Annotated in this window: 26 protein-coding genes and 1 tRNA gene; 13 read left to right on the forward strand and 14 right to left on the reverse strand. The window is 69.5% G+C overall.

All coding sequences use genetic code 11. The features are described from left to right. Positions 1 to 8 precede the first annotated feature (8 nt). The 5 genes from ABC271_RS06730 (at position 9) to ABC271_RS06750 (ending at position 5,009) form a co-directional block, all read left to right on the forward strand. Entirely contained in the window at positions 9 to 1,142 is a 1,134-nt protein-coding gene (locus ABC271_RS06730) for a prephenate dehydrogenase (RefSeq protein WP_412924123.1), read from the forward strand. Then, on the forward strand, positions 1,135 to 1,848 hold the full coding sequence (gene cmk / locus ABC271_RS06735; RefSeq protein ID WP_412924124.1) for a (d)CMP kinase: 714 nt from the start codon (positions 1,135 to 1,137) through the stop codon (positions 1,846 to 1,848). The genes ABC271_RS06730 and cmk overlap by 8 nt, the downstream gene beginning before the upstream one ends. Continuing rightward, positions 1,838 to 3,361, forward strand: a complete 1,524-nt coding sequence (der, locus tag ABC271_RS06740; protein ID WP_138177425.1) for a ribosome biogenesis GTPase Der — start codon at positions 1,838 to 1,840, stop codon at positions 3,359 to 3,361. Before cmk ends, der begins: the two co-directional genes overlap by 11 nt. A gap of 183 nt (positions 3,362 to 3,544) precedes the next feature. Next, positions 3,545 to 3,985: a DUF805 domain-containing protein gene (locus ABC271_RS06745; protein WP_412924125.1), complete on the forward strand. Its 441-nt coding sequence runs from the start codon at positions 3,545 to 3,547 to the stop codon at positions 3,983 to 3,985. A 121-nt stretch (positions 3,986 to 4,106) separates the two neighbouring features. Continuing rightward, a complete protein-coding gene (locus ABC271_RS06750; protein WP_412924126.1) occupies positions 4,107 to 5,009 on the forward strand; it encodes an NUDIX domain-containing protein in 903 nt (300 codons plus the stop codon). A gap of 128 nt (positions 5,010 to 5,137) precedes the next feature. On the opposite strand, the gene ABC271_RS06755 is transcribed toward ABC271_RS06750, so the two are convergent. Both ABC271_RS06755 and ABC271_RS06760 read right to left on the reverse strand, forming a co-directional pair. Beyond that, entirely contained in the window at positions 5,138 to 5,521 is a 384-nt protein-coding gene (locus tag ABC271_RS06755) for an RNA-binding S4 domain-containing protein (protein ID WP_412924127.1), read from the reverse strand. A gap of 40 nt (positions 5,522 to 5,561) precedes the next feature. Further along, positions 5,562 to 6,140, reverse strand: a complete 579-nt coding sequence (locus tag ABC271_RS06760) for a GNAT family N-acetyltransferase (protein ID WP_412924128.1) — start codon at positions 6,138 to 6,140, stop codon at positions 5,562 to 5,564. Positions 6,141 to 6,375: 235 nt separating this feature from the next. Between ABC271_RS06760 and ABC271_RS06765 the strand changes: the two genes are divergently transcribed. Both ABC271_RS06765 and ABC271_RS06770 read left to right on the forward strand, forming a co-directional pair. Then, positions 6,376 to 6,449, forward strand: a tRNA-Pro gene (locus tag ABC271_RS06765). A 106-nt stretch (positions 6,450 to 6,555) separates the two neighbouring features. Continuing rightward, positions 6,556 to 6,876 carry a DUF1214 domain-containing protein gene (locus ABC271_RS06770; RefSeq protein WP_412924129.1) on the forward strand — a complete coding sequence of 107 codons (321 nt, stop codon included), beginning with the start codon at positions 6,556 to 6,558 and terminating at the stop codon, positions 6,874 to 6,876. 38 nt (positions 6,877 to 6,914) lie between these two features. Here ABC271_RS06770 and ABC271_RS06775 read toward each other — a convergent pair whose 3' ends face one another. The 8 genes from ABC271_RS06775 to ABC271_RS06810 all read right to left on the reverse strand — a co-directional run bounded on the left by ABC271_RS06775 (position 6,915) and on the right by ABC271_RS06810 (position 13,450). Then, complete coding sequence (locus tag ABC271_RS06775; RefSeq protein ID WP_412926114.1) at positions 6,915 to 7,412, reverse strand: SRPBCC domain-containing protein; 498 nt, start codon at positions 7,410 to 7,412, stop codon at positions 6,915 to 6,917. A gap of 45 nt (positions 7,413 to 7,457) precedes the next feature. Then, on the reverse strand, positions 7,458 to 7,739 hold the full coding sequence (locus tag ABC271_RS06780) for a hypothetical protein (protein WP_412924130.1): 282 nt from the start codon (positions 7,737 to 7,739) through the stop codon (positions 7,458 to 7,460). Positions 7,740 to 8,060: 321 nt separating this feature from the next. Continuing rightward, a complete protein-coding gene (locus tag ABC271_RS06785) occupies positions 8,061 to 9,056 on the reverse strand; it encodes an aldo/keto reductase (protein ID WP_412924131.1) in 996 nt (331 codons plus the stop codon). Further along, positions 9,053 to 9,814 carry an SDR family oxidoreductase gene (locus tag ABC271_RS06790; protein WP_412924132.1) on the reverse strand — a complete coding sequence of 254 codons (762 nt, stop codon included), beginning with the start codon at positions 9,812 to 9,814 and terminating at the stop codon, positions 9,053 to 9,055. Before ABC271_RS06790 ends, ABC271_RS06785 begins: the two co-directional genes overlap by 4 nt. Continuing rightward, positions 9,811 to 10,305: a hypothetical protein gene (locus ABC271_RS06795; protein WP_412924133.1), complete on the reverse strand. Its 495-nt coding sequence runs from the start codon at positions 10,303 to 10,305 to the stop codon at positions 9,811 to 9,813. The genes ABC271_RS06790 and ABC271_RS06795 overlap by 4 nt, the downstream gene beginning before the upstream one ends. Next, positions 10,302 to 11,045, reverse strand: a complete 744-nt coding sequence (locus tag ABC271_RS06800) for an SDR family oxidoreductase (RefSeq protein WP_412924134.1) — start codon at positions 11,043 to 11,045, stop codon at positions 10,302 to 10,304. The genes ABC271_RS06795 and ABC271_RS06800 overlap by 4 nt, the downstream gene beginning before the upstream one ends. Positions 11,046 to 11,113: 68 nt before the next feature. Then, on the reverse strand, positions 11,114 to 12,058 hold the full coding sequence (gene sigJ, locus ABC271_RS06805; protein ID WP_412924135.1) for an RNA polymerase sigma factor SigJ: 945 nt from the start codon (positions 12,056 to 12,058) through the stop codon (positions 11,114 to 11,116). A 3-nt stretch (positions 12,059 to 12,061) separates the two neighbouring features. Continuing rightward, positions 12,062 to 13,450, reverse strand: coding sequence for an NAD(P)/FAD-dependent oxidoreductase (locus tag ABC271_RS06810; protein WP_412924136.1), 1,389 nt, complete (start codon positions 13,448 to 13,450; stop codon positions 12,062 to 12,064). A gap of 191 nt (positions 13,451 to 13,641) precedes the next feature. On the opposite strand from ABC271_RS06810, the gene ABC271_RS06815 reads away from it, so the two are divergent. The 3 genes from ABC271_RS06815 (at position 13,642) to ABC271_RS06825 (ending at position 17,077) form a co-directional block, all read left to right on the forward strand. Further along, on the forward strand, positions 13,642 to 14,346 hold the full coding sequence (locus tag ABC271_RS06815; RefSeq protein ID WP_412924137.1) for an SDR family oxidoreductase: 705 nt from the start codon (positions 13,642 to 13,644) through the stop codon (positions 14,344 to 14,346). Positions 14,347 to 14,954: 608 nt separating this feature from the next. Next, a complete protein-coding gene (gene poxB, locus ABC271_RS06820) occupies positions 14,955 to 16,679 on the forward strand; it encodes a ubiquinone-dependent pyruvate dehydrogenase (RefSeq protein ID WP_412924138.1) in 1,725 nt (574 codons plus the stop codon). Between the two features lie 38 nt (positions 16,680 to 16,717). Next, positions 16,718 to 17,077, forward strand: a complete 360-nt coding sequence (locus tag ABC271_RS06825; protein WP_412924139.1) for a barstar family protein — start codon at positions 16,718 to 16,720, stop codon at positions 17,075 to 17,077. Between the two features lie 30 nt (positions 17,078 to 17,107). Here ABC271_RS06825 and ABC271_RS06830 read toward each other — a convergent pair whose 3' ends face one another. From ABC271_RS06830 to ABC271_RS06840, 3 genes are all read right to left on the reverse strand, one after another. Beyond that, positions 17,108 to 18,052, reverse strand: a complete 945-nt coding sequence (locus ABC271_RS06830; protein ID WP_412924140.1) for an alpha/beta hydrolase — start codon at positions 18,050 to 18,052, stop codon at positions 17,108 to 17,110. Next, a complete protein-coding gene (locus ABC271_RS06835) occupies positions 18,049 to 18,378 on the reverse strand; it encodes a putative quinol monooxygenase (protein ID WP_412924141.1) in 330 nt (109 codons plus the stop codon). The genes ABC271_RS06830 and ABC271_RS06835 overlap by 4 nt, the downstream gene beginning before the upstream one ends. 94 nt (positions 18,379 to 18,472) lie before the next feature. Beyond that, on the reverse strand, positions 18,473 to 19,393 hold the full coding sequence (locus ABC271_RS06840; RefSeq protein WP_412924142.1) for an AraC family transcriptional regulator: 921 nt from the start codon (positions 19,391 to 19,393) through the stop codon (positions 18,473 to 18,475). A gap of 112 nt (positions 19,394 to 19,505) precedes the next feature. On the opposite strand from ABC271_RS06840, the gene ABC271_RS06845 reads away from it, so the two are divergent. Genes ABC271_RS06845 through ABC271_RS06855 form a run of 3 tightly spaced genes read left to right on the forward strand, consistent with a single transcriptional unit; the run spans position 19,506 to position 21,117 of the window. After that, positions 19,506 to 20,210 carry an SDR family NAD(P)-dependent oxidoreductase gene (locus ABC271_RS06845; protein WP_412924143.1) on the forward strand — a complete coding sequence of 235 codons (705 nt, stop codon included), beginning with the start codon at positions 19,506 to 19,508 and terminating at the stop codon, positions 20,208 to 20,210. Then, entirely contained in the window at positions 20,207 to 20,287 is an 81-nt protein-coding gene (locus tag ABC271_RS06850) for a hypothetical protein (protein WP_412926115.1), read from the forward strand. Before ABC271_RS06845 ends, ABC271_RS06850 begins: the two co-directional genes overlap by 4 nt. Further along, on the forward strand, positions 20,284 to 21,117 hold the full coding sequence (locus ABC271_RS06855) for an SDR family NAD(P)-dependent oxidoreductase (RefSeq protein WP_412924144.1): 834 nt from the start codon (positions 20,284 to 20,286) through the stop codon (positions 21,115 to 21,117). Before ABC271_RS06850 ends, ABC271_RS06855 begins: the two co-directional genes overlap by 4 nt. Here the strand turns inward: ABC271_RS06855 and ABC271_RS06860 are convergent. After that, on the reverse strand, positions 21,086 to 21,646 hold the full coding sequence (locus ABC271_RS06860; protein ID WP_412924145.1) for a MarR family winged helix-turn-helix transcriptional regulator: 561 nt from the start codon (positions 21,644 to 21,646) through the stop codon (positions 21,086 to 21,088). The genes ABC271_RS06855 and ABC271_RS06860 overlap by 32 nt on opposite strands. Between the last annotated feature and the right edge of the window lie 70 nt (positions 21,647 to 21,716).

Here is a 21,716-nt window from a genome sequence, read left to right on the forward strand (position 1 = left end):
GAGACCCGATGATCGAAGCGAACGGAACGCCCGCGCGCGCGGACGCGCCCTTGGCGACCCGGACGAGCGGCACCGTACGGGTGGTCGGATCGGGACTGCTCGGGGCAAGCATCGGCCACGCGCTGACCGCCCGCGGTGTCGACGTCGTGCTCGCCGACACCTCTCCGTCGCAGCTGCGCCTCGCGATCGATTACGGCGCGGGCCGCGCCGAGCGGGACGACGATCGTCCGTCGCTCATCGTCGTCGCCGTGCCGCCGGACGTCGTCGCCGACGTGGTGCAGCGCGAGCTCGCCGCTCACCCGGATGCCGTCGTCACCGACGTCGCGAGCGTGAAGCTGGATCCGCTGCGCACCCTCCGCTCCCGCGGCGTAGACCTCACCCACTACATCGGCTCGCACCCGATGGCCGGGCGCGAGCGCGGGGGAGCCATCTCCGCGCGCGCCGACATCTTCGTCGGGCGTCCCTGGGTCGTCTGCCGCGACGGCGAGACGTCCGCCCGTGACCTGTCACTCGTGGAGGGCCTCGCTCTCGACCTCGGTGCGACGCTCATCGAGATGACCCCCGAAGAGCACGACGAGTCCGTCGCGCTCATGTCGCACGTTCCCCAGCTGGTCGCGAGCCTGCTGGCCGGCCGGTTCGTCACCGCTCCCGACGGCTCGCTCCGACTCGCGGGGCAGGGAGTCCGGGACACCACCCGCATCGCGGCATCCGCTCCCGAACTGTGGGTGCAGATCCTGGGCGCGAACGCGGCGCCGGTGGTCGACGTGCTCGACGACCTCGCCGCAGACCTCGCCGACGTCGCGGACGCGCTCCGCAACTTCGACACTCCCGGTGCCCGTCGGGCCGTGGCCGACACCATCCGCCGCGGCAACGACGGCGTGGAGCGCCTGCCGGGCAAGCACGGCCAGAACCGCCGGTTCGACTCCTTCGTCGTCATGGTCGACGACACCGCCGGGCAGCTCGGGCGCCTCTTCGGCGAGCTGGGCGACCTCGACGTCAACGTCGAAGACCTGCGTCTCGAGCACTCGCCGGGGGCTCCCTTCGGCCTGGCCGAGATCAGCGTCGTTCCCGACGCCGTCCACCGAGCCGTCGACGGGCTCCAGCAGCGCGGATGGCGGATTGCGAGCACCACCCATGACTGAGTCCCTCACCAAGCCCTCGCTGGGCGCGCCCGCGACCGTCGTGGCGATCGACGGACCCGCGGGAAGCGGCAAGTCGAGCGTTTCGCAGGCCGTCGCCACGCGCCTCGGCTTCGGTTTCCTCGACACCGGCGCCGCGTACCGCGCTCTCGCGTGGCACGCGCTCGAGCACGGCAGCGACACCTCCGACGCCACCGCGGTGCTGGAGGTCTTCGGCGACTTCGACTACGCGATCTCGCTCGACCCGGCCGACCGCTGGGTCCGCGTCGGCTCGACCGATGTCACCACCGCGATCCGCGAACCCCGGGTGACGGATGCCGTGAGCGGCGTGGCCCGCGTCCCCGCCGTGCGGCAGGCGGTGAACGACCTGTTCCGCCGGCTCGTGGCATCCTCGGGTCTGCGCGGTGTCGTGGTCGAGGGCCGCGACATCACCACGGTCGTGTATCCCGACGCGCCGGTGCGCATCCTGCTGACCGCCGCCCCCGAGGTGCGCGCGGCCCGGCGCAGCGCCGAGGTCACCTCACAGGACGCCGCCGCCGTCGCCGCAGCGCTGTACAAGCGCGACGCGGCCGACTCCACCGTCGTCGACTTCCTCACCGCCGCTCCCGGCGTGCAGGTGGTCGACTCGACCCACCTCGATTTCGAACAGACCGTCGACGCCGTGCTGAACGTCGTCGACTCCACGATGGGAGCCCGCGATGGGCGTTGAAGACGAGTACGAAGGCGGGCCCGACCAGCTCGCCGAGAAGATGGCCGAACTCGATGAGGTCCTGGCCGAACAGCGCGCGCAAGCGTTGCGCGCCGGTCTCGAGGACTTCGACCTCGACGAAGAAGATGCGCAGCTCCTCGCGGGCCTCGCGTCGGGCGAGGACGGCATCGAGTTCCTGCCGGCGCTGCCGGTGGTCGCGATCGTCGGCCGCCCGAACGTGGGCAAGTCGGCGCTGGTGAACCGCATCCTCGGGCGCCGTGAGGCCGTCGTCGAGGACACCCCCGGCGTCACCCGCGACCGCGTGACCTATAAGGCCGAGTGGCTCGACCGCCGGTTCTCGCTGGTCGACACCGGTGGATGGGAGCCCGACGCGCGCGGCATCGACCGCTCGGTCGCGGCGCAGGCCGAGGTCGCGATCGACCTCGCCGACGTGGTCCTGTTCGTCGTGGATGCCACGGTGGGCGCGACCGCGACCGACGAGCACGTCGTGCGGCTGCTGCGCAAGACCAAGAAGCCCGTGTTCCTCGTGGCCAACAAGGTCGACGACGCCCGCCAGGAGCCCGAGGCCGCGGCCCTGTGGAACCTCGGACTCGGTGAGCCGCACCCCGTCTCGGCCATCCACGGCCGTGGCGTGGCCGACCTGCTCGACGAGCTCATGAAGGTGCTGCCGCAGATCTCGGCGGTGGCGAAGTACGAGATCGGCGGCCCGCGCCGCGTCGCGATCCTCGGCCGCCCCAACGTCGGCAAGTCGTCGCTGCTGAACAAGGCCGCCGGCGAAGAGCGCGTCGTCGTGAACGAGCTCGCGGGCACGACCCGCGACCCCGTGGACGAGGTCGTCGAGCTCGGTGGCAAGCTCTGGACGCTCGTGGACACCGCCGGCATCCGTCGTCGTGTGCACCTGCAGCAGGGCGCCGACTTCTACGCATCGCTGCGCACCTCGACGGCGCTGGAGAAGTCCGAGGTCGCCGTCGTCGTCCTCGACGTGTCGCAGTCGATCAGCGTGCAGGACCTCAACATCATCGACCTCGTGCTCGAGTCGGGCCGCGCGCTCGTGCTGGCGTTCAACAAGTGGGACCGCCTCAACGACGACGACATGGAGAACGCCGACCGCCGTCGCTACCTCGAGCGCGAGATCGAGCAGGACCTCGCGCACGTGACGTGGGCTCCGCGCGTGAACATCTCGGCGCGCACCGGCCGTCACCTCGACAAGCTCGTCCCGGCGCTCGAGACGGCGCTGGAGTCGTGGGATCAGCGCATCCCGACCGGCAAGTTCAACGCCTTCCTCGCCGAGCTCGTCGCCGAGCACCCGCACCCGCTGCGCGGCGGTAAGCAGCCCCGCATCCTGTTCGGGACGCAGGCTTCGACGCGGCCGCCGACCTTCGTGCTGTTCACGACCGGGTTCCTCGACCCGGGTTACCGCCGGTTCATCCAGCGGCGCCTCCGCGAGATCTATGGCTTCGAGGGCACCCCGATCGTGCTGAACATGCGCATCCGCGAGAAGCGCCAGCGCTGAGCGCTGTGCGAACGCCCCGGTTTCGGCCGGGGCGTTCGTGCGTGCGGGGATGGTGGCGGTGGCGGGATGCCGTCGTGGGTCGGTACGGGGTGTCGTGCGCGTCATCTCCCGCGGTGGCGCGTTCGGGGCCGATAGAGTCCGGTGCTGCGGGCAAAGGGTGCCCGCGAGAATGGGGAGATCATCGTGTCCAGTTCGCAGACCGCGCCGGCGCTGAGTCAGCCGTATTACGGGGCTCCGATCGGTGCCGCCGTGCAGCGGTTCTTCAAGAAGTACGCGACCTTCACGGGCCGAGCCAGCCGCAGCGAGTACTGGTGGTGGGTGCTCGTCATGGCGATCGTGGGTGCCGTGTTCTCGGTGCTCGTGCTGGCGACGAGCGGCCCGACCGTGAACGAGTTCGGAGAGCCCGTCGGCCCGTCCGGTCTCGGCCTCGTGTTCTACGTCATCTATGGCCTGTGGTCGCTGGCGACCATCGTGCCGTACCTGGCGCTCGTCGTCCGCCGCCTGCACGACACCAACCGCAGCGGCTTCTGGATCTTCATTGCCCTCGTGCCGTTCGTCGGTGGGATCATCCTGCTCGTCTTCATGCTCCTGGACTCCAACCCCCAGGGCGCGCGCTTCGACTGAGCGCCGTCGCGATGCGCCTCGATCTTTCGTGGGTCGAGGCGCATCGCCGTTCTCGGGGGCGTGCAGCGTGATGTGACAACCGCGCGCCAGGGAGTGCGCGGGCTGTGCCAGGCTGGGGAGGATGACGATCGAACCTCCGGCCCCGGGCGAACCGCGGCGTCCGCACGGGCCCCGCGACCCCGGCGATGCCTGGGTGGTGGCAGCCACGGGTGAGAAGTACTGGGGCCGATTCGGCGCGGCGGGCCTGCTCGCCATCGACGCGGAGCGCGGCGTCCTCCTGCAGCACCGAGTTTCGTGGAGTCATTTCGGCGATACCTGGGCGCTGCCGGGTGGTGCGCGCCACGAGGGCGAATCCGCTCGCGACGGTGCCCTGCGCGAGTCGGCGGAAGAGGCGGGCGTGCCGGTGGATGCCGTGCAGCCCCGCTTCGAGAGCGTGCTCGACCTCGGCATCTGGACGTACTCGACGCTCGTCGCCGATGTGACGACACCGTTCGAGCCTGTGATCAGCGACCCCGAGAGCGTGGCACTGGAGTGGGTGCCGATCGAGGAGGTGGCATCCCGCCCGTTGCATCCGGGATTCGCTGCGGCGTGGCCCGCGCTGCGCGCTGCTCTGCCGGTGCGCCCGGCGGTGGTCGTCGACGTGGCGAACGTCGTGGGCTCGATACCCGACGGGTGGTGGAAGGATCGCGCCGGAGCCGCCGCACGCCTGCTCGCCCAGCTGTCGACGCTCTCCGTCGAGGGGATGGATGCCGAGCACCTCGGCCTCTCGGCCACGCGCTGGTTCCCGTTCGTTTCGGCGGTGCTCGAGGGCGATGCGCGTGCCGCGGACGGCGACGTCGAGCAGGTCGAGGTCGTCCGTGCCGCGGGTTCGGGTGACGATGAGATCGTCGAGGTCGCGGGGAAGCTCCTGGGGCCGTGGTCGCCGGTGATCGTCGTGACCAGCGATCGAGGGCTCGCGGCACGCGTCGAGGAGCTTGGGGCGTCGGTGCGCGGAGCGCGCTGGCTGCGGGAGCAGCTGGGCTGAGGCGCGCGGCGGTGGCGGGGCCCGCGGCGGTGGTGCGGCGCGCGGCGGGTGGCTCAGCAATCTGCATTCGCTCAGTTGATCCGGGCGGTTCGGGCTGAGGTTGCGCGGATCGCTGAGCTTGCGCGGCCTCAGTCGAGGTCGCGGCCGCGCAGCTTCTCGATCTCGCGGCGGTCGCGCTTGGTGGGCCGCCCGGCGCCGCGGTCGCGCACCGGCACGAACGCCACGCGCTCGCGCGGCGGCGGCGGGGGAGTTCGGTCGTCGGCGGCTTCCGCGACGAGGGCGGCACCGACCCGTTTCGCGATGGTCTTTTTCACGACGAGGATGCGGTCGAACCCCTGGATCCGCACGCGCAGCTCGTCGCCCGGGCGCACCGGCTGAGCCGCCTTCGCCCGCTCGCCGTTGACCCGCACGTGCCCCGCACGGCACGCCGTCGTCGCGGCCGACCGGGTCTTGTACACGCGGATGGCCCACAGCCACGCGTCGACGCGCACGGTGGGCGTGGCATCCGTCATCGAGGCTCCTTTGGGCGAACCTCCATCGTAGGTCGAGCGGTCAGTCGCGAAGGGTGAGGGAGACGAGGGCGCGGTCGGGCTTCGGGCGATCGACCACGGCGAAACCCGCGCCTTCGAACACCGACACCGTGCCGAGGTAGAGGTCGTTCACCGGGATTTTCGCGGCGGCGGGGTCGCGCGGATACCCCTCCACGACGCGGGCACCGCCGTCGCGGGCGGCCTCGACCGCGGCATCCAGGAGGTCGCGCATGAGACCGCTACCGCGATGCTGTGTGCGGACGACGAAGCACGTGACTGCCCAGACGCTGTCGTCGTCGAGCGGTTCCGTCGTGGAACCGGTGACGGCGCGCGTGCGCGCAAGTCGGGCTTGGGAGGTGCGCGGACCGACGCGCACCCATCCCGCGGGCTCGCCGTCGACGTAGGCAATGAGTCCCGGCGGACGGTCGCCGGAGATCTCAGCGCGGAACATCTCGGTGCGGTCGGCGACGGACGCCTCTTTCCACGGCCCGTTCGGCAGCAGCCACCACTGGCACTGGCATTCGGGCCCGTCTCCGCTGTCGAGCGCGCGCTCGGCGTCGTCGAAGCGGTCACCGGTCGCGGGGAGGATCTCGATGCTCATGCCGCGACCGTAGCGAGGGGGTCGGACACGGACAAGGGATGCCGGGAGGGTTGCGGTCCCGGTCATCCTCGGGCGTTGCGGTCGTCGGTCGTGCCAAGATGCACGACCGAAGCCGCGGTGCTGCACTTCGCCGCGACCGAACCGCTCGCGTCACCGCACACACGCCCGGGTCGCCGCCGGTTCGCGGGGCACCCGCGGAACGGGTAAGATAATCGAGTTGCCCGCTCGCGGGCGACGGGATGTGGCGCAGCTTGGTAGCGCACCTGACTGGGGGTCAGGGGGTCGCAGGTTCAAATCCTGTCATCCCGACAGAAAAAGCCTGATGGAACGGCATTTCCGAGTGTCCGATTTCCACTAGCGTACGTCGGACGTAGATCGATTTTGTGGTCCCGATTTGTGCTTCCTATGTTAAGGGATGTCGGACTTCACAGTGCCCGCGAACGTGCCGGTCTCGCAGTTCTGGTCGGTCACGATGTACGACGCAGGGACGCACGCCTTCATCCGTGGCAACGACAAGTACTCCGTCTCGTCGCAGACCCCGGGCCTGATCACGAACGACGAGGGCACCGTCGACATCCACTTCGCACCCCACGCGGCAGCGGGAGAGGAAGCCAACACCATCGAGACCGGGGACTCCACCGTCTTCGAGCTGATGTTCCGCTTCTACGGAGTCGGACAGGACGTCATGGCGAAACGCTGGGCACTCAGTGACGTCGTAAGAGTCGCCCGCCTTTGACCCCACGCGCACATCTGCGATGCGCTCAGCTCAAGCAGTCATGCCGATGTGTCGTTGCGCCGCAACAGCGTCTCGTAGTCGTTCCAGAAGTGCTCGAGTGATCGTGGATTGCCTTCTGCGTAGTGGGCGAGGAAGTCCAGATGCACGTGCCAACCTGCTGTGTAGGACACCGGGTCGTCGATGCCTTCGTGCTTCAGCATCACGGTCGTCGTCGTTCCGGCGGGTTCGAGGCCGATGCGGACGAGGCTCGGTGGCTCGTCCGGGAAGTCCCACATGGTCAGCAGTCGGGTGGGTCGCCACTGTGCGATCTCGTGGCGGGAGGGGACGGTGCCGTCGTGCCAGAGCCGGAATCGTGCTCCCGGCTGGAGCGGCGGACCCTTGTAGCGGCCGAGCCACGCCCCGAGTGCCGCGGGTTCTGTCAGGGCCCGCCAGACGGTTTCCTGATCAGCGGCAATCGTCTGTCGCAGGAGTACCGAGTGCGGTGCCGGCTGATCTCGCCGACGCCATCTGAATCCATCACACGCCCTCGGTGCCAGCCGACCAGACGCTCATACCGGCACGGACGCATCCCGGGCGGTTGGTCACAGTACGGGGCCCCGGAGGGTATCGATGGGGCGCTCGTCCCATTCGACGAAGGGATCGTCGCCGACCTCGGCCATCAGCGCCGACCGGGCTGCCGCTGCGGAATCAGGGGAGTCCCAGACGGCGATGCCGACGAGCCGACCGCTGTCGTCATCGACGATCCCGGTCCACTCCAGTCCCGGCTGTTCGCGTGCGACGCGGCTGTACCGGGACATCGAGTCGATGACCGCCGAGCGATGCTCGGGTTTCGGCGAATGGACGGAGACAACCGCAAACGACATGCTCCATTCGACCACCGTTCGCAACTCAGGTCGACCCCGATGACAGAACCGACCGGTGACCTCGCTCAGAGCAGCGGGGGCGCAACCTCACGACAGCAAAGACCGGCGGTTGGAGCCAACTGTCGCTATCGACATAACGTTCACTATCAGTCGTGCGGTGGTGCGCCGCCAACGGGGGAGTGGACTGATTCTGCGTCGCGGTCACGGATAGTTCTTGCCGATCCTCCCGATCGAATCCGGCTCACACAGAGAGTGAGAGTCCCGGAACAGAAATGAGGGCGCCGGGCGCCTGGCAGTCGTTGTCGAGGCGCATCGTCTGGGTCAGCGGTCGACGCCCACTTCGTGATGCACGTAGTCGCGGGTACCGACGATCTCGTCGTCGGGCAGGGCCGCGGTGAGCCGGGCGAGGTCGTCCGCGTCGAGGCGGATGCGCGCAGCCGCTGTGTTCTCGTCGAGACGGCCTCGCCGGCGGGTGCCGGGGATGGGCACTACGCCTTGGGCGATCAACCAGGCGAGAGCGATCTGCGCGGCGGTCACGCCCTTCTCCGCGGCGATCGTGTGGACGCGATCGACCAGGGCGAGGTTCGCAACGATCGCCTCGGGCTGGAACCGTGGGAGACCGAGCCGCGCGTCGTCGGGGTCGAGGTCGGCGACCGAGCGTATGCCGCCGGTGAGGAAGCCCCGTCCGAGCGGCGAGAACGCTACGAAACCGATGCCGAGCTCGTCGACGGTGGCCTTCTCGTCGTTGTGCAGCACGTCGCGCGTGAACAGCGAGAACTCCGACTGCACGGCGGCGAGCGGATGCACGGCGTGCGCCCGCCTTATGGTCGCCGCCGAGGCCTCCGACAGTCCGATGTGCCGCACCTTTCCCTCGGAGACGAGCTCTGACATAGCGCCGACGCTCTCCTCGATCGGTACCTGCGGGTCGACGCGGTGGAGGTAGTAGAGGTCGATCACGTCGGTGCCGAGGTGGCGGAGTGATCGCTCGGCGGCTTTCCGGATGTAGGCCGGGGTGCCGTTGCGGCCATGGATCGTGCCGTCGTCGTCGGTCTCCGCCGAGGCCTTCGTGGCGAGCACGACCTCGTCGCGGCGGTCGCCGAGCGCGCGGGCGATGAGCTTCTCGTTCTCGAACGGCCCGTAGGCCTCAGCGGTGTCGATGAAGGTGACCCCGGTGTCGACGGCGTGGCGCAGAGTGGCGATCGACTCGCGCTCGTCGCTCGAGCCGTAGTACGCGCTCATGCCCATGGCACCGAGCCCGATGGCCGACACGGTCAGGCCGTCGCCGAGCGGTGTGGTGGGGAGGGCGGAGGAGGTCATGCGGGGTCCTCTCGTGTGCTGATCTCAGCGATCCAGTCGCTGAACGTCTGTGTGCCGAGCATGGCTCCGGGGCCGGCGGTCACGGTGCCGTCGCGGAGGGCTCGACCGAAGCCTCCGGGGAGGGGAACCTCCCAGATCGGCCCCCTGCCGCCGACCGCTCGGGCGTAGGAGCGCACCATGTCGGCCATGCGCAGCACTTCCGGCCCGGCGAGGTCGGCGGGGCGACCGGACGGCCCGTGTTCGGCGAGTTCGACAAGGTGCCGGCCGACTTCGCGGGCGGCGACGGGTTGCGAGATCATCGTCGGCACGAGTGAGACCGGGCCGAGCGTGATCTGCTTGTAAATCTGCGCGGCGAACTCGTGGAACTGGGCGGCGCGGAGGATCGTCCACGGGATGCTGCCGGTCGACACCAGTTGTTCCTGCACCGCCTTGCCGGCGTAGTAACCGAAGGGTGCCCGGTCGCTGCCCACGATCGACAGCGAGAGGTGATGGCCCACACCGGCCACCCGTTCCGCCTCGAGAAGATGATGGGTGACGGCTCCGAAGAATTTCTCGGACACTGTGCCCGACTGGGTCGAGATGGAGGTGACGTCGATCACCGCCTCCGTGCCTCGCAGCGCTTCGATGAGCCCGGTTCCGGCGGCGAGGTCGGTCCCGGTCGCCCGGGACAGGATCGTCACCTCATGACCCTGCAGCCGGGCCGCGTCGACGACGTAGCGCCCTACGGTTCCGGTTCCTCCCGCGACGGCGATTCTCATGACCGTGTTCCTCTCGCGGGCTTCCGGGTGCTGCGACGGGGTGGGACGGCGATCCCGATTCCGAGGAGCGCGGCGACGGCGAGCACGATGACCTGGGCAATGCCATCGGCCGGCGCCATGTGATCAAGGTGGGTGACGTGGTAGGCGAAATGGAGCACGCCGAAGGTGGCCCAGGCGATGCCGAGCACCCGGTAGACCACCTGCGACCGCCAGATGAGGGCAGTCACGCTCGCTGCCCCGAGCGCGAGGTACTGCGCTCCGTGATCCCGGATGAGGTGCTCGTTGTACGGGCCGTCCTGCGAAATCCACTCGCCGAGGAAGGAGGGGAAGTGGTCGTAGAACTCGCGAGGCAGGACGTACGCCCACACCCCGACGACGGCGGCGATCACGATCGTGCCGATCAGTGCTGCGAGCTGGAGGCGGCCGACGCGGTCGCGGCTAGGGCGGTCGCGGGTCGGGCGGTCGGTGGGCGCCGGCGCCGTCGACGTCACTCGGCCACCGCCGGCACGGCGACCGGATACGGGCGGGATCCCGTGCGGTGGTCGCCGAGGGGCACGAGCGAGTCGGCCGCGTCGGCACCGAGCGCGGTTCCTTCCACGGTGACGACCTCGCGCGTGTCGGAGCGGGCGACGAGGGTGGCGCGCAGAAGGTCGTCGAGTCGGTAGCGCTCCGCGCCGGCGATGGCGACGACGTCCTCGAGAGGATCGCTCGTGGCGACCTCGGCGAGGAGGTCGACGACGTCCTCGACGGCCACGGGCTGCAGCAGCATTCCGGGTGCGTGTACCGAGCCGTCGACGGTGAGCCAGTCGGCGATGGTGGGCACGAAGTCGAAGAACTGGGTGGCGCGCACGATCGAGTAGGGCACGTCGGCGTCGCGGAGGGCGTCCTCCTGGGCCACCTTGCCGACGTAGTAGCCGTTCGCTCGCGCGCGATCGACCCCGACGATCGACAGCAGCACGTGGTGGCCGACGCCCGTGGACTGCTCCGCCGCGAGCATCCGCTCAGTGGTTCCCCTGAAGAACGCCGTAGCGGCCGCCGCATCCATCTCGGCCGTGTTGAGCACGTCCACGACGACATCCGCGCCCGACATCGCCTCGCCGAGGCCTTCTCCGGTGACCACATCGACACCGTTCTGCCGAGCGCCGATCCGCACGGTGTGCCCGAGTTCTCGCAATCGCGCGCCGAGGCGACTTCCGACGTATCCGTTGCCGCCGACGATGAGGATCTCCATGACTGTCCCTTCCCTACCCGGTTCGTGCCGGTCACAGGGATGACGACGCAAGGCCGCCGAGTGTGAGGTCAGTGCGGTGGGATCCAAGCGGTGAGCTTCTGCGGGTCGACCTGCAGCCAGACGTCGATGACGCGCCCGCCGTGCACGTTGACGTTCACCACCGCGCGCACCTCGCCGCCGTCCAGGGCGGTGAAGGCGACGCCGTCGCCGGTGCGGTGCTGCTCGAGCGTGAGGGTGGGACTCTTGCGGAACAGTCCCAGCAGGAACCTCGCCACGTTCGAGACGCCGAGCACGGGCCGGCGGGCGGCGCTCACCACGCCGCCGCCGTCGGAGCGCAGAGTGACCGACGGATCCAGCAGCGCCGTCAGGCCCGCCAGGTCGCCGTTGGCGCAGGCGGCGGCGAAGGCGAGGGCGACGTCGTCGTGCTCGCGGGTGCTGCCGGGGTGGGCGTTGTGGTCGCGGACGCGCCGTCGAGCCGAGGTGGCGAGCTGGCGCACCGCGGCGGGCGAGCGCCCGACGATGGTGGCGATCTCGTCGAAGGGCACCGCGAACACGTCATGTAGCACGAACGCGACCCGCTCGGCCGGCGTCATGCTCTCCATCACGATCAGCAACGCGGAGCTGACTTCGTCGTCGAGGGTGACGCGGTCGAGGGGATCCTCCGAGGCGGGCCCAGACGCGGTGATCGCGGTTCCGGCGAACAGGTCGGCGGGCACGGGTTCGGGGAGCCAGGGGCCGACATACCGCTCACGGCGGGCACGGGCCGAGCCCAGGGCGTCGAGGCAGACGCGGCTCATCACGCGGGTCAGCCAGCCTTGCGGGTTCCGGATGGCGTCGCGTTCGGCATCGGTCATGCGGTACCAGCGCACGTAGGTCTCCTGCACGGCGTCCTCGGCGTCGGCGAGGGTGCCGAGCATCCGATACCCGATCGCGAGCAGGCGGCGCCGTTCGTCAAGAACCGTCGGAGGCACCCCGTCATCGACGCGGCCGTCGTTACGCACGCTGTCGCCCACCCCTCACCTCATCCCCACCCATCTCAGCTTGCCCGACGTCGCCTCTGGGGACGAGCTTTCGCCGCGTCGGATCGGCGCGTCCGGCACGCCGCCGCTCACGAAGGCCCGGCGCGGTTCGGTGATCGATCCAAGCGAGGCGATGTCGCGACCCCCGATGAGGGCGCCGAGCCAGATCAGCAGCACCCGGATCTTGCGCTCCCACGTCGGCACTGCGAGAACGTGGTAGCCGCGATGCATCACCCACCCGGCGAATCCTCTGATCACGATCCTCTTGTACTGGAAGATACCCCGCCCGAGACCCAGCGTGGCGACGACACCGAGGGTGTGGTGCACGTAGTTTTCGGGCTCGCCGCCCCGCAGCACCGCGACGAGGTTCTTCGCCAGGCGCTTGCCCTGCCGCACCGCGTGCTGCGCATTCGGCACGGTCAGCGCTCCGGGCTTCGAGGAGGCTAGGTCAGGCACCGCGGCGTCGTCGCCGGCCGCCCAGGCGTCCGGCACGATGCCGTCGTCGCCCTCCACCCGCAGGTCGGCCCGCACCCTCACATAGCCGCGAGCGGTCAGCGGCAGATCGGTGTGGCTCGTCACGACCGGGTTCGCCGCGTTCCCCGCCACCCAGACGATCAGCCCCGAGTCGTACTCCTCACCGGAGGAGAGCACGACGTGGCCGTCCACGGCCGAGAGCAGCTGAGCATCCAGGTGGACGTGCCCGCCCCGTGAGCGCAGGTGATCGACGACCCACCGCCCGGGGGTTTCGCTCACCTCGGGCAGGATGCGGTGGGTTGCCTCGATGAGGTGGAAGGAGACGTCGTCTTCGCTCAGCTCCGGGTAGGACGCCAGCAGAGCGTGGGCGAGCGACAGCGTCTCCCCGAAACCCTCGACGCCGGAGAAGCCGCCTCCGACGAAAGTGACCGTGAGCAGCTTCCTCCGCTCGGGCCCAGGAGGTAGCACCGAGGCCCGGTCGAAGGCGGTGAGGATGTGGTCGCGGATCGCGACGGCCTCCTCGACCTGCTTCATCCCGATCGCCTCCTCCAGCAGTCCGGGGATGGGGAACGTCCTCGTGACCGCGCCCGCGGTCACCACCACGATGTCGTAGGGCACGTCGAAGGGCTCACCGTCCTGAGCGGCCACGGTCACCCGCCGGGCGGCGTGATCGATGCGCGTCACGGCTCCGGCGATCAGGCGGGTCCGCCGCAGATGACGGCGGAACGAGATCACCACGTGCCGCGCCTCCACCGACCCGGCCGCGACCTCCGGCAGGAACGGCTGGTACGTCATCGCCGGACGAGGATCGATGACGGTGACCCTCGCCTCGCCCCGCCCCAGCTTCTTCTCGAGCTTCCACGCCGTGTAGAAACCGGCGTACCCGCCACCCACGATCACGATGTCCTTCACGATCCGCCCCTCATCCGTCTTCCTGTTCCTTCACAGAGATGACGACGCAGATATCTCGGATGTGAGGTCGGCAGGAGCATCCGTCCTCACATCTTCGACGTCTGAATCGTCAATCTGCTGACGGTGATGATTGCCGTCCGGAAGGAGCAAGGACAGTCATGAAGGTGCTGATCGCGGGTGGACGAGGACGAGTGGGCTCGAAGGTCGCTGACCTCCTCGAGTCCAACGGGGTAGAGGTCGTCTCGGGTGGGCTCGATGATGGAGTGGACTACCTCGAGGGCACCGGGGTTCCGGAGGCGCTCGAGGGAGTCCACACCATCATCAACGTTCTCAACACGAGAAGCTTCGACAAGGATGCAGCTGTGGCGTTCTTCGAGGGCACGACCCGCACCCTGAGTGCGGAGGGTGCACGGGCGGGCGTCGAGCACCACATCCTCCTCTCCATCGTGGGGGTCGGTCAGGGCGATGCGTCCGACGTCGGCTACTACTTCGGGAAGGTTGCGCAGGAGAAGGCGGTCAAGGAAGGGCCGTTGCCGTACACCATCGTTCGGTCAACCCAATTCCACGCGTACGTCCCGGTTCTCGCTGACCAGCACGCGGTCGACGGTGAGGTGCGAGCACCACGAGAGCTCATCCAACCAGTCGCTCTCGACGAACTCGTGTCTCTCTTGGCTGAGGTGGCGCTTGCGCGGGCTCCGTTAGGGGAATTGGAGGTCGCTGGGCCGGAGCGGTACTACATGGACGACCTGCTGCGCGGCACCCTCGCCGCATCAGGCGACGCTCGGGAAGTCGTCACAGTCCCGAGTCATGGTCCTGTCGACGTGATGGTTCCTCGTGGCGAGTATCGGATGGGTCACGAGCTCTATCCCGTACGTGGCATTCCATTGGCGGACTGAGAAGACGAGCCGACGGCGGCTTGTGGGAAGACGGTCCGGTCCGGGCGCCGCCCATCTAGACCATGCGGCTAATTCCAGGCAGCAGCCTGTAAGCGCAGATGCGCTGATCTGGTTGATCCTCTGGGCCCGTGGCTTACGACGGGGGGCGAGTGGGTAAGCCCTGCTGGTAGCGAGCAATATCCGATCTCGTGGTAATCGCTGTGGGACGATGGCGCAATGTCAGAGTCTGTCTGGGTCAAGGGGTCGCAGGTTCAAATCCTGTCATCCCGACAAGAATGACGAAGGGTCCGCCTGATGGCGGGCCCTTCGTCGTTGCCGCGAGGGGGCGGTCGGTCAGCCCTGCGTTCACGTATGGATACCTGTCACGGACGCAGATCTGTCGCGTTGCGACCGCCTCGCCTCGATGCGTTCCTTTGTTGTTTCCCACGCATGACGACAGGAGACGGGACCCCGCGTCGTCGCGTCCCACGCTCCGCCCCCATCCGTGATCGACCGACCATGGCCCCCGGAGGGCCAACCCGCGGCCCGCGGGGCAGGCGTAGCGTGAGTCGCGGGAGGCATCACCGACACGACCGAACGCCTCCGCACCCTCGCCGAAAGGAACACCCGTGACCACCGTCGCCGAGAACATCGTCGCCCTTCTTCGCCGTCAGAACGTCGCTCGCGTTTACGGTCTCCCCGGGGATTCGCTGAACGGCTTCACGGATGCCATCCGCCGAGACGGCGTGATCCAGTGGGCGCACGTGCGGCACGAGGAGGGGGCGGCTTTCGCCGCGGCGGCCGAGGCGGAGCTGACCGGCGAGTTGGCGGTCTGCGCGGGCAGCTGCGGCCCCGGGAACCTCCACCTCATCAACGGTCTCTACGACGCCAACCGCTCGCGAGTGCCTGTGCTGGCTATCGCGGCGCACATCCCGACGGCCGAGATCGGCACGAACTACTTCCAGGAGACGCATCCGCAGGAGCTCTTCCGCGAGTGCTCGGTCTACGTCGAGTACGTCGCCGATCCGGTGCAGATGCCGCGGCTGCTGGAGATCGCGATGCGCGAGGCGATCGAGAAGCGGGGCGTCGCCGTGCTGGTCATCCCGGGCGACGTGCTCCTGGCCAAGGCGAAGAACGAGCGCGTCGTCGCGATCGAGCGCGCGACCCCTCGCATCCTTCCCTCCGATGACGAGCTGCGACGCACGGCCGACGTCCTCAACGCCGCCGAGAAGGTCACCATCCTCGCGGGGGCGGGCGTGGCCGGCGCGCACGACGAGGTCGTCGAGCTGGCGGCGCGCCTCCAGGCACCCGTCGTGCACGCGCTGCGCGGCAAGGAGCACATCGAGTGGGAGAACCCCTACGACGTGGGGATGACGGGACTGCTCGGTTTCTCGTCGGGCTACCGCGCCATGGAAGACGCCGACGTGGTGCTCATGCTCGGCACCGACTTCCCGTACCCGCAGTTCTATCCGCAGCACGCCACCCACATCCAGGTCGACATCCGGGGCGCGCAGCTCGGACGACGGCATCCGGTCGACATCGGTCTGGTCGGCACGGTCCGAGACACGTTGCAGGCACTGCTACCGCTGCTCACGGAAGGGAAGCCGACGCGGCACGCCGACGAGGCGCGCGAGCACTACCGCAAGACGCGCGCGAAGCTCGACGACCTCGCGGTTCCCGCGGGGCGCGGCAAGCCGCTGCACCCGCAGTTCGTGGCGCGGACGCTCGACCGGCTCGCCGCCGACGATGCCGTCTTCATCCCCGACGTCGGGTCGCCGGTCGTCTGGGCCGCGCGCTATCTCACGATGACCCGGGAGCGCCGACTGATCGGGTCGTTCTCGCACGGCACGATGGCCAACGCCGTCTCGCACGCGATCGGCGCGCAGGAGGCGTTCCCCGACCGGCAGGTCGTCGCGCTGGCCGGCGACGGAGGGCTGGCGATGCTGCTCGGCGAGCTCATCACGATCGTGCAGAACGAGCTGCCGGTGAAGGTCGTGGTGTTCGACAACTCGTCGCTGAACTTCGTCGAGCTCGAGATGAAGGCCGCGGGCTTCGTCACCTTCGGCACCGACCTGAAGAACCCCGACTTCGCCGCCGTCGCCGAGGCGATCGGGCTGAAGGGCTTCCGGGTCGACGATTCCGACGACCTCGAGGCGGCCCTGGGCGCGGCCCTGGCCCACGACGGACCCGCTCTCGTCTCGGTGAAGACCGCGCGCCAGGAACTGTCGATGCCCCCGTCGGTGACGCTCGAGCAGGCCAAGGGATTCACGCTGTACGCGATCCGCACGGTGCTCTCGGGGAGAGGTGACGAACTCATCGACCTCGCCGCGACGAACTTCCGGCAGCTGTTCTGAACGCCGGCAAGCGGTCGCTCCGCATCGAGGGGTCGCGTGTGCACGGCATCCCTTCTCTGTACCGCGAGCTCAACCGCGTGTTCATGCCCGATGAGGAGTGGACGCTCGGCGAGAGTCTGGATGCGCTCGACGACGTGCTGTACGGCGGGTTCGGGGTGCTCGAGGGTGCCGAACCCGTGCGGGTGGTGTGGGCCGATCACGCCGTGTCACGTGCAGCGCTCGGCGTCGAGACGACCCGCGAGTACTACCGCGCCAAGCTCGCCCGCCCCGATGTGTACGCGTCGGCGCCGGCGCAGCGCGCGATCGACGCGCTCGACGCCGGCGTCGGCGAGACGTACTTCGATCTGGTGCGACAGGTGTTCGCCGACCACGAGAACATCGATCTGGTGCTGGCCTGAGGAGCGGGGCCGTCGCGCCCCGATCCTCCCTCACCGCGCAGCCGGCGACATCGTTCGTGCGAGCCACGCGGTGCGGGTCGCGCGCGCCTGGCGGCTGAGGACCGCGCCGGGGGAGAGGGCGTCGAAGCCGTGGAACCCGCCGGACCACACGTGCAATTCGCAGGTGCCGCCGGCAGCCCAGATGCGCTCTGCGTAGTCGACGTCCTCATCTCGGAACACTTCCGCGGATCCCGCGTCGATGTAGGTCGGCGGGAGGGCGGACAAGTCGGACGTGAGGGAGGGCGACGCGTACGGGGAGATGTCCGCGCTGCCATGGAGGAGCGCATCCCAGGCGAACGCGTTGGCTTCGCGCGACCAGACCGCGGGCGCGATGAACTGCCGCGCGGAGACTGTGTCGTTGCGGTGGTCGAGCATCGGGCAGATGAGTGCTTGCGCGGCGATGGAGGGGAAGCCGCGGTCTCGGGCGAGCAGCGTGACGCCGGCCGCGACGCCGCCGCCCGCGCTCGTTCCGGCGACGATGATGCGGGTCGGATCGATGCCCAGGTCGTCGGCATTCTCGACCGTCCACCGGAGGGCCGCGTATCCGTCCTCGACAAGGGCGGTCCCGCCGGATTCGGGCGCCAGCCGGTAGTCGACCGAGACGACCACGGCGCCGAGCGCGTCGAGCCACTCGAGCGGGATGTCCAGCTGCGAGTACCGGTCGCCCATCACCATGCCGCCGCCGTGCAGCCACAGCACGGCCGGTGCCGGTGCTCCCGCGTCCCGCGGCGAGATGACGGTCACGGGGAGGGGTTGGGCATCCGGACCGGGAATGACCTCCTCGCGCCGGATGACGTCGCGTTCCGCGAGCAGCGGCTCGACCGGTGCGGTCGCATACGGCCGCATGAGGGGGAGCGTCTCGGCGTCGAGCGGGGGGAGTTCGGGCAGGTCCGCCAGCAGGCCGGCGAGCTCGGGGTCGAGGGGCGGGCGGTTCATGCGAGGAGCGCCTTTCCGCCGACGGGGATGAAGTCGCCGTACACGGAGTCGCCGGCGAGCAGGGTTGAGAAGTGCGCGACGAGGGCTTGCGCCGGCTCCGTCGCGAACAGTCGATGATGGTCTTCTTCTGTCGTCCATCCCTCGGTGAGGTGGATGACATCGGGGTCGGCCGCGGAGCGGCTCACGAGGTACACCAGGCAGAACTTGCTGGAGGCGGGATTGCCCTCGTCGAGACCGGAGAGGGCGAGCTGCACGAGCTCGTCCCCCCGCCCGGGAAGCGCGGTCAGGGTGGCGGAGAATCCGTACTGAGGAAGGGTGTTCGTCATGCCTTCCATCCAGCCACCCGGGGGCGTCGACCCCCTAGAGGATTGCCACTCTCCTCTTGCCTGATCCTCCCGGCCTGGTCGACATCCGGCGTCGTCAGATGACGAACGAGCCGTGGCGGGAGGGTCCTACGGACCGCCGGAGTTGGGCGATGTCGCGGCTGGGCGGAGCACCGAACTGGCGACGGTACTCGCGGCTGAACTGCGAGGGGCTCTCGTAGCCGACCGCGTAGGCGGTCCCGGCGATGTCGGCGGGATTGGCGAGCAGGCGGAGTCGCGCCTCCTGCAGCCGGACGTTCTTCTGGTACTGGATCGGGCTCATCGCGGTGACCGCGTGGAACGCGCGATGGAACGCCGACGGACTCATACGCGCTCGGTGGGCGAGGTCGTCCACGCGCATCGGTTCGGCGTACCTCTCGCGCATCCACCCGACGACGTGGCGCACGCGGCTGAGGCTGCTGTCGGCGAGGCCGAGCTGCCGGACGGTCGCGCCGTTCTCCCCGGACATGATGAGCCACAGGATCTCGCGCTCGATGAGCGGGGCGAGCGCCGGGATGTCCTGCGGTGTGTCGAGCAGGCGGAGCATGCGCACGGTCGCGTCGAGAAGCCGCTCATCGGCGGTGCCGACGGCGACCGCGGGCGGCGATGTCTCGCCGCGTGTCGGGCGGGAGAAGGCCGAGGCGGCGGGATTCAGCATGAGCTCCGCCACGACCTCGGGCCGGAGCTCGAGACCGAAGCCCAGGGCCGGATGCTCCGGCGCGGCATCCAAGAACTGTCCCGACACGGGCAGATCGACGGATGCCACGAGGTAGTTGCCCGGACCGTAGTCGTGGACGGCGCTGCCGACCGACAGACGCTTCGCCCCCTGCGCCACGACGGCGAGGATGGTTCCGCTCGTGGATTCCTCCTGCGGGCCGGCCGCGTCCACCCGCGCCACCACCACTCCGGGGATCCGTGTGGTGGTGACACCCTCGCCGGCATGACGCTCGATGAGAGCGCGGAGTTCGCGCATCGACATGGCTCGATCCAAGCACGCGAGGCGCCGGATCGTGGCGAGATGTGCAGGATCAGGCAACGATCCGGCGGAATCGCCCTCACGCCCGGGGTGGCCGGGACGGTTCAGTCGAAGCATGACAAGCGAGCAGAACAACAGTCCCTCCGTTGCCGTCGTGACAGGCGCCAGCGCAGGCATCGGCCGAAGCGCCGCCGTGGAGATCGCGCGCAGCGGATCCGGGGTCATCGTCACCTACCACTCCCGCCCCGAGGGCGCCGCGGAGACCGTGCAGCTCATCGAGGGCGAGGGCGGGAAAGCTCACGCGCTCCGCCTGGACGTGGGAGACACCGGGAGCTTCCCCGCGTTCCGCGACGAGGTACGGGCCGTCCTGCGGTCCGTATGGGAAACGGACCACATCGACGCGGTCGTCAACAACGGCGGATTCGGTGGAGGCCGCGCTTTCGAGGACATGAGCGAGGAGGCGTTCGACGAATACTTCCGCGTGCTGCTTCGCGGGCCCTACTTCCTCACCCAGGCACTTCTCCCGCTCCTTTCCGACGGCGGCGCGATCCTCAGCGTCTCCAGCAGCTCGGTGCGACCCGGCGAGACGGAGGTCGGCTACTCCGGATACGCGGGAATGAAGGCCGGGCTCGTCACGGCCTCGCGCTACCTCGCCCGCGAGCTCGGCGACCGCGGCGTCCGTGTGAACACCATCGCTCCCGGACCGACCCGGACGCGCATCGGCGGTGACGCCTTCGAGATGTACCCCGAGATCATCCCGGCCATCGCCGCGAAACGGCACTGGGTCGTCTTGGGGAGCCGGATGACATCGGCCGAGTGATCGCCTTCCTCGTGTCACCGCAGGCGGCGTGGATCACCGGACAGGACATCCAGGTCGCGGGTGGGTACGCATTGTGAACGCGGCCGACCGTCGGTTCGGCACCGCGGTCCTCACCGGTGCCACGAGCGGCATCGGTGAGGCCACGGCACGGCTCCTGGCGACCCGCGCGGACACCCTCGTGATCCACGGACCCGAGCCGACCGCCGAGGTCGCCCGGCTGCTCGCCGATCTTCGTGTCCTCGGCGAGGCGCGCGTCCACTACGTCGAGGCCGACTTCACTCGTCTGGATGCCGTCGCCCGGGCGGCGCGGGAGATCCACGACCTCGCGCCGAACGGCATCCACCTGCTCATCAACAATGCCGGGGTGCCGGGCGCCCCCGAGCGGATCGTCACCCCCGACGGCTTCGAACGCACGCTGCAGGTGAACGCCCTCGCGCCCGCGCTCCTCACTCGCCTGCTCGTGCCCGCGCTGGCCCCGGGCGCCCGCATCGTCAACGTCGGGTCGTCGGCGCACCGCGTCGAGCGGTTCCACTTCGATGACATCGACTTGCGCGCGGACTACTCGCCGGTGGCCGCGTACGCGAGGGCAAAGCTCGCGATGGTGACGTGGTCGTCGCTGCTGGCCGAGGAAGAGGCGGCGACCACGACGACCGCCGTGGCGCTCTGCCCGGGGCTCAATGACACACCCCTGAGCGCCGCCATGATGGGCCGCATCGGGGGATCGCCGGCGCACGGTGCCGCTCGTGTGCTCCACGCGGCCACCGCGGCGGTGCCGTCGGGCTCATACCTCGAGTCCGACCGGATCGTCGACCCCAGCCGCGAGGCGTCGAGCGGCCGTAACCGTCAGGCGCTCACGGAGCTCTATTGGAACCGGCTCAGCCTTTTCGCGGCACGGGCTCGGTCCTGAACGGCGGCGCCGGTATCGGCGGAGTCCGTGTCCAGGTCGGCGCCCCCGGCTGCGACTGGTCGTCTCCGGGGGAGTGGCCGAGTCGCTCGCGGATGATCGCGGTGATCTCGGCGAGCGCGTCGAGCTGCGCCGGGCTGAGCGCGTCGACGACGAGACGCCGCGCTGTCTCGATGTGCCCGGGGGTGGCGTGGATGAGCGCTCGACGGCCCTCACCGGTGAGCTGGACGTTGGTCGCGCGCCGGTCTTCCACGCCGGGCGAGCGGTCGACGAGGCCGCGCTTCTGCAACCGGGAGCAGACGTGCGAGAGACGGGGCAGGGTGGATGCCGTCGCCTCGGCGAGCGCGGTCATCCGAAGGGTGCTCTCGGGGGCGAACCGCAGCGCGGTCAGCACGGAGAACTCGAAGTGCGTCATTCGCGAGTCGCGTTGCAACTGCGCGTCGAGTGCGGCGGGGAGGAGCTGGCTCACCGTGACCACTCCGACCCACGCGGCCGACTCTTGCGCGTTCATGCGGGGTGCCTGGAATACCACCCGACCATCCTAGGTTGGTTGTAGCGACAACTAATGAATCGGTTGTCGCGTCGCACGAGACAGAAGGAGC

This window comes from Microbacterium canaveralium, assembly GCF_047238045.1.
Classification (GTDB): Bacteria; Actinomycetota; Actinomycetes; order Actinomycetales; family Microbacteriaceae; genus Microbacterium.

Coding starts and splice junctions, on each gene's coding strand:
- ABC271_RS06730 (WP_412924123.1), top strand. CDS start 9: ATGATCGAAGCGAACGGAACGCCCGCGCGCGCGGACGCGCCCTTGGCG.
- cmk (WP_412924124.1), top strand. CDS start 1,135: ATGACTGAGTCCCTCACCAAGCCCTCGCTGGGCGCGCCCGCGACCGTC.
- der (WP_138177425.1), top strand. CDS start 1,838: ATGGGCGTTGAAGACGAGTACGAAGGCGGGCCCGACCAGCTCGCCGAG.
- ABC271_RS06750 (WP_412924126.1), top strand. CDS start 4,107: ATGACGATCGAACCTCCGGCCCCGGGCGAACCGCGGCGTCCGCACGGG.
- ABC271_RS06755 (WP_412924127.1), bottom strand. CDS start 5,521: ATGACGGATGCCACGCCCACCGTGCGCGTCGACGCGTGGCTGTGGGCC.
- ABC271_RS06760 (WP_412924128.1), bottom strand. CDS start 6,140: ATGAGCATCGAGATCCTCCCCGCGACCGGTGACCGCTTCGACGACGCC.
- ABC271_RS06770 (WP_412924129.1), top strand. CDS start 6,556: ATGTCGGACTTCACAGTGCCCGCGAACGTGCCGGTCTCGCAGTTCTGG.
- ABC271_RS06780 (WP_412924130.1), bottom strand. CDS start 7,739: ATGTCGTTTGCGGTTGTCTCCGTCCATTCGCCGAAACCCGAGCATCGC.
- ABC271_RS06785 (WP_412924131.1), bottom strand. CDS start 9,056: ATGACCTCCTCCGCCCTCCCCACCACACCGCTCGGCGACGGCCTGACC.
- ABC271_RS06790 (WP_412924132.1), bottom strand. CDS start 9,814: ATGAGAATCGCCGTCGCGGGAGGAACCGGAACCGTAGGGCGCTACGTC.
- ABC271_RS06800 (WP_412924134.1), bottom strand. CDS start 11,045: ATGGAGATCCTCATCGTCGGCGGCAACGGATACGTCGGAAGTCGCCTC.
- ABC271_RS06830 (WP_412924140.1), bottom strand. CDS start 18,052: ATGAACCGCCCGCCCCTCGACCCCGAGCTCGCCGGCCTGCTGGCGGAC.
- ABC271_RS06835 (WP_412924141.1), bottom strand. CDS start 18,378: ATGACGAACACCCTTCCTCAGTACGGATTCTCCGCCACCCTGACCGCG.
- ABC271_RS06840 (WP_412924142.1), bottom strand. CDS start 19,393: ATGTCGATGCGCGAACTCCGCGCTCTCATCGAGCGTCATGCCGGCGAG.
- ABC271_RS06845 (WP_412924143.1), top strand. CDS start 19,506: ATGACAAGCGAGCAGAACAACAGTCCCTCCGTTGCCGTCGTGACAGGC.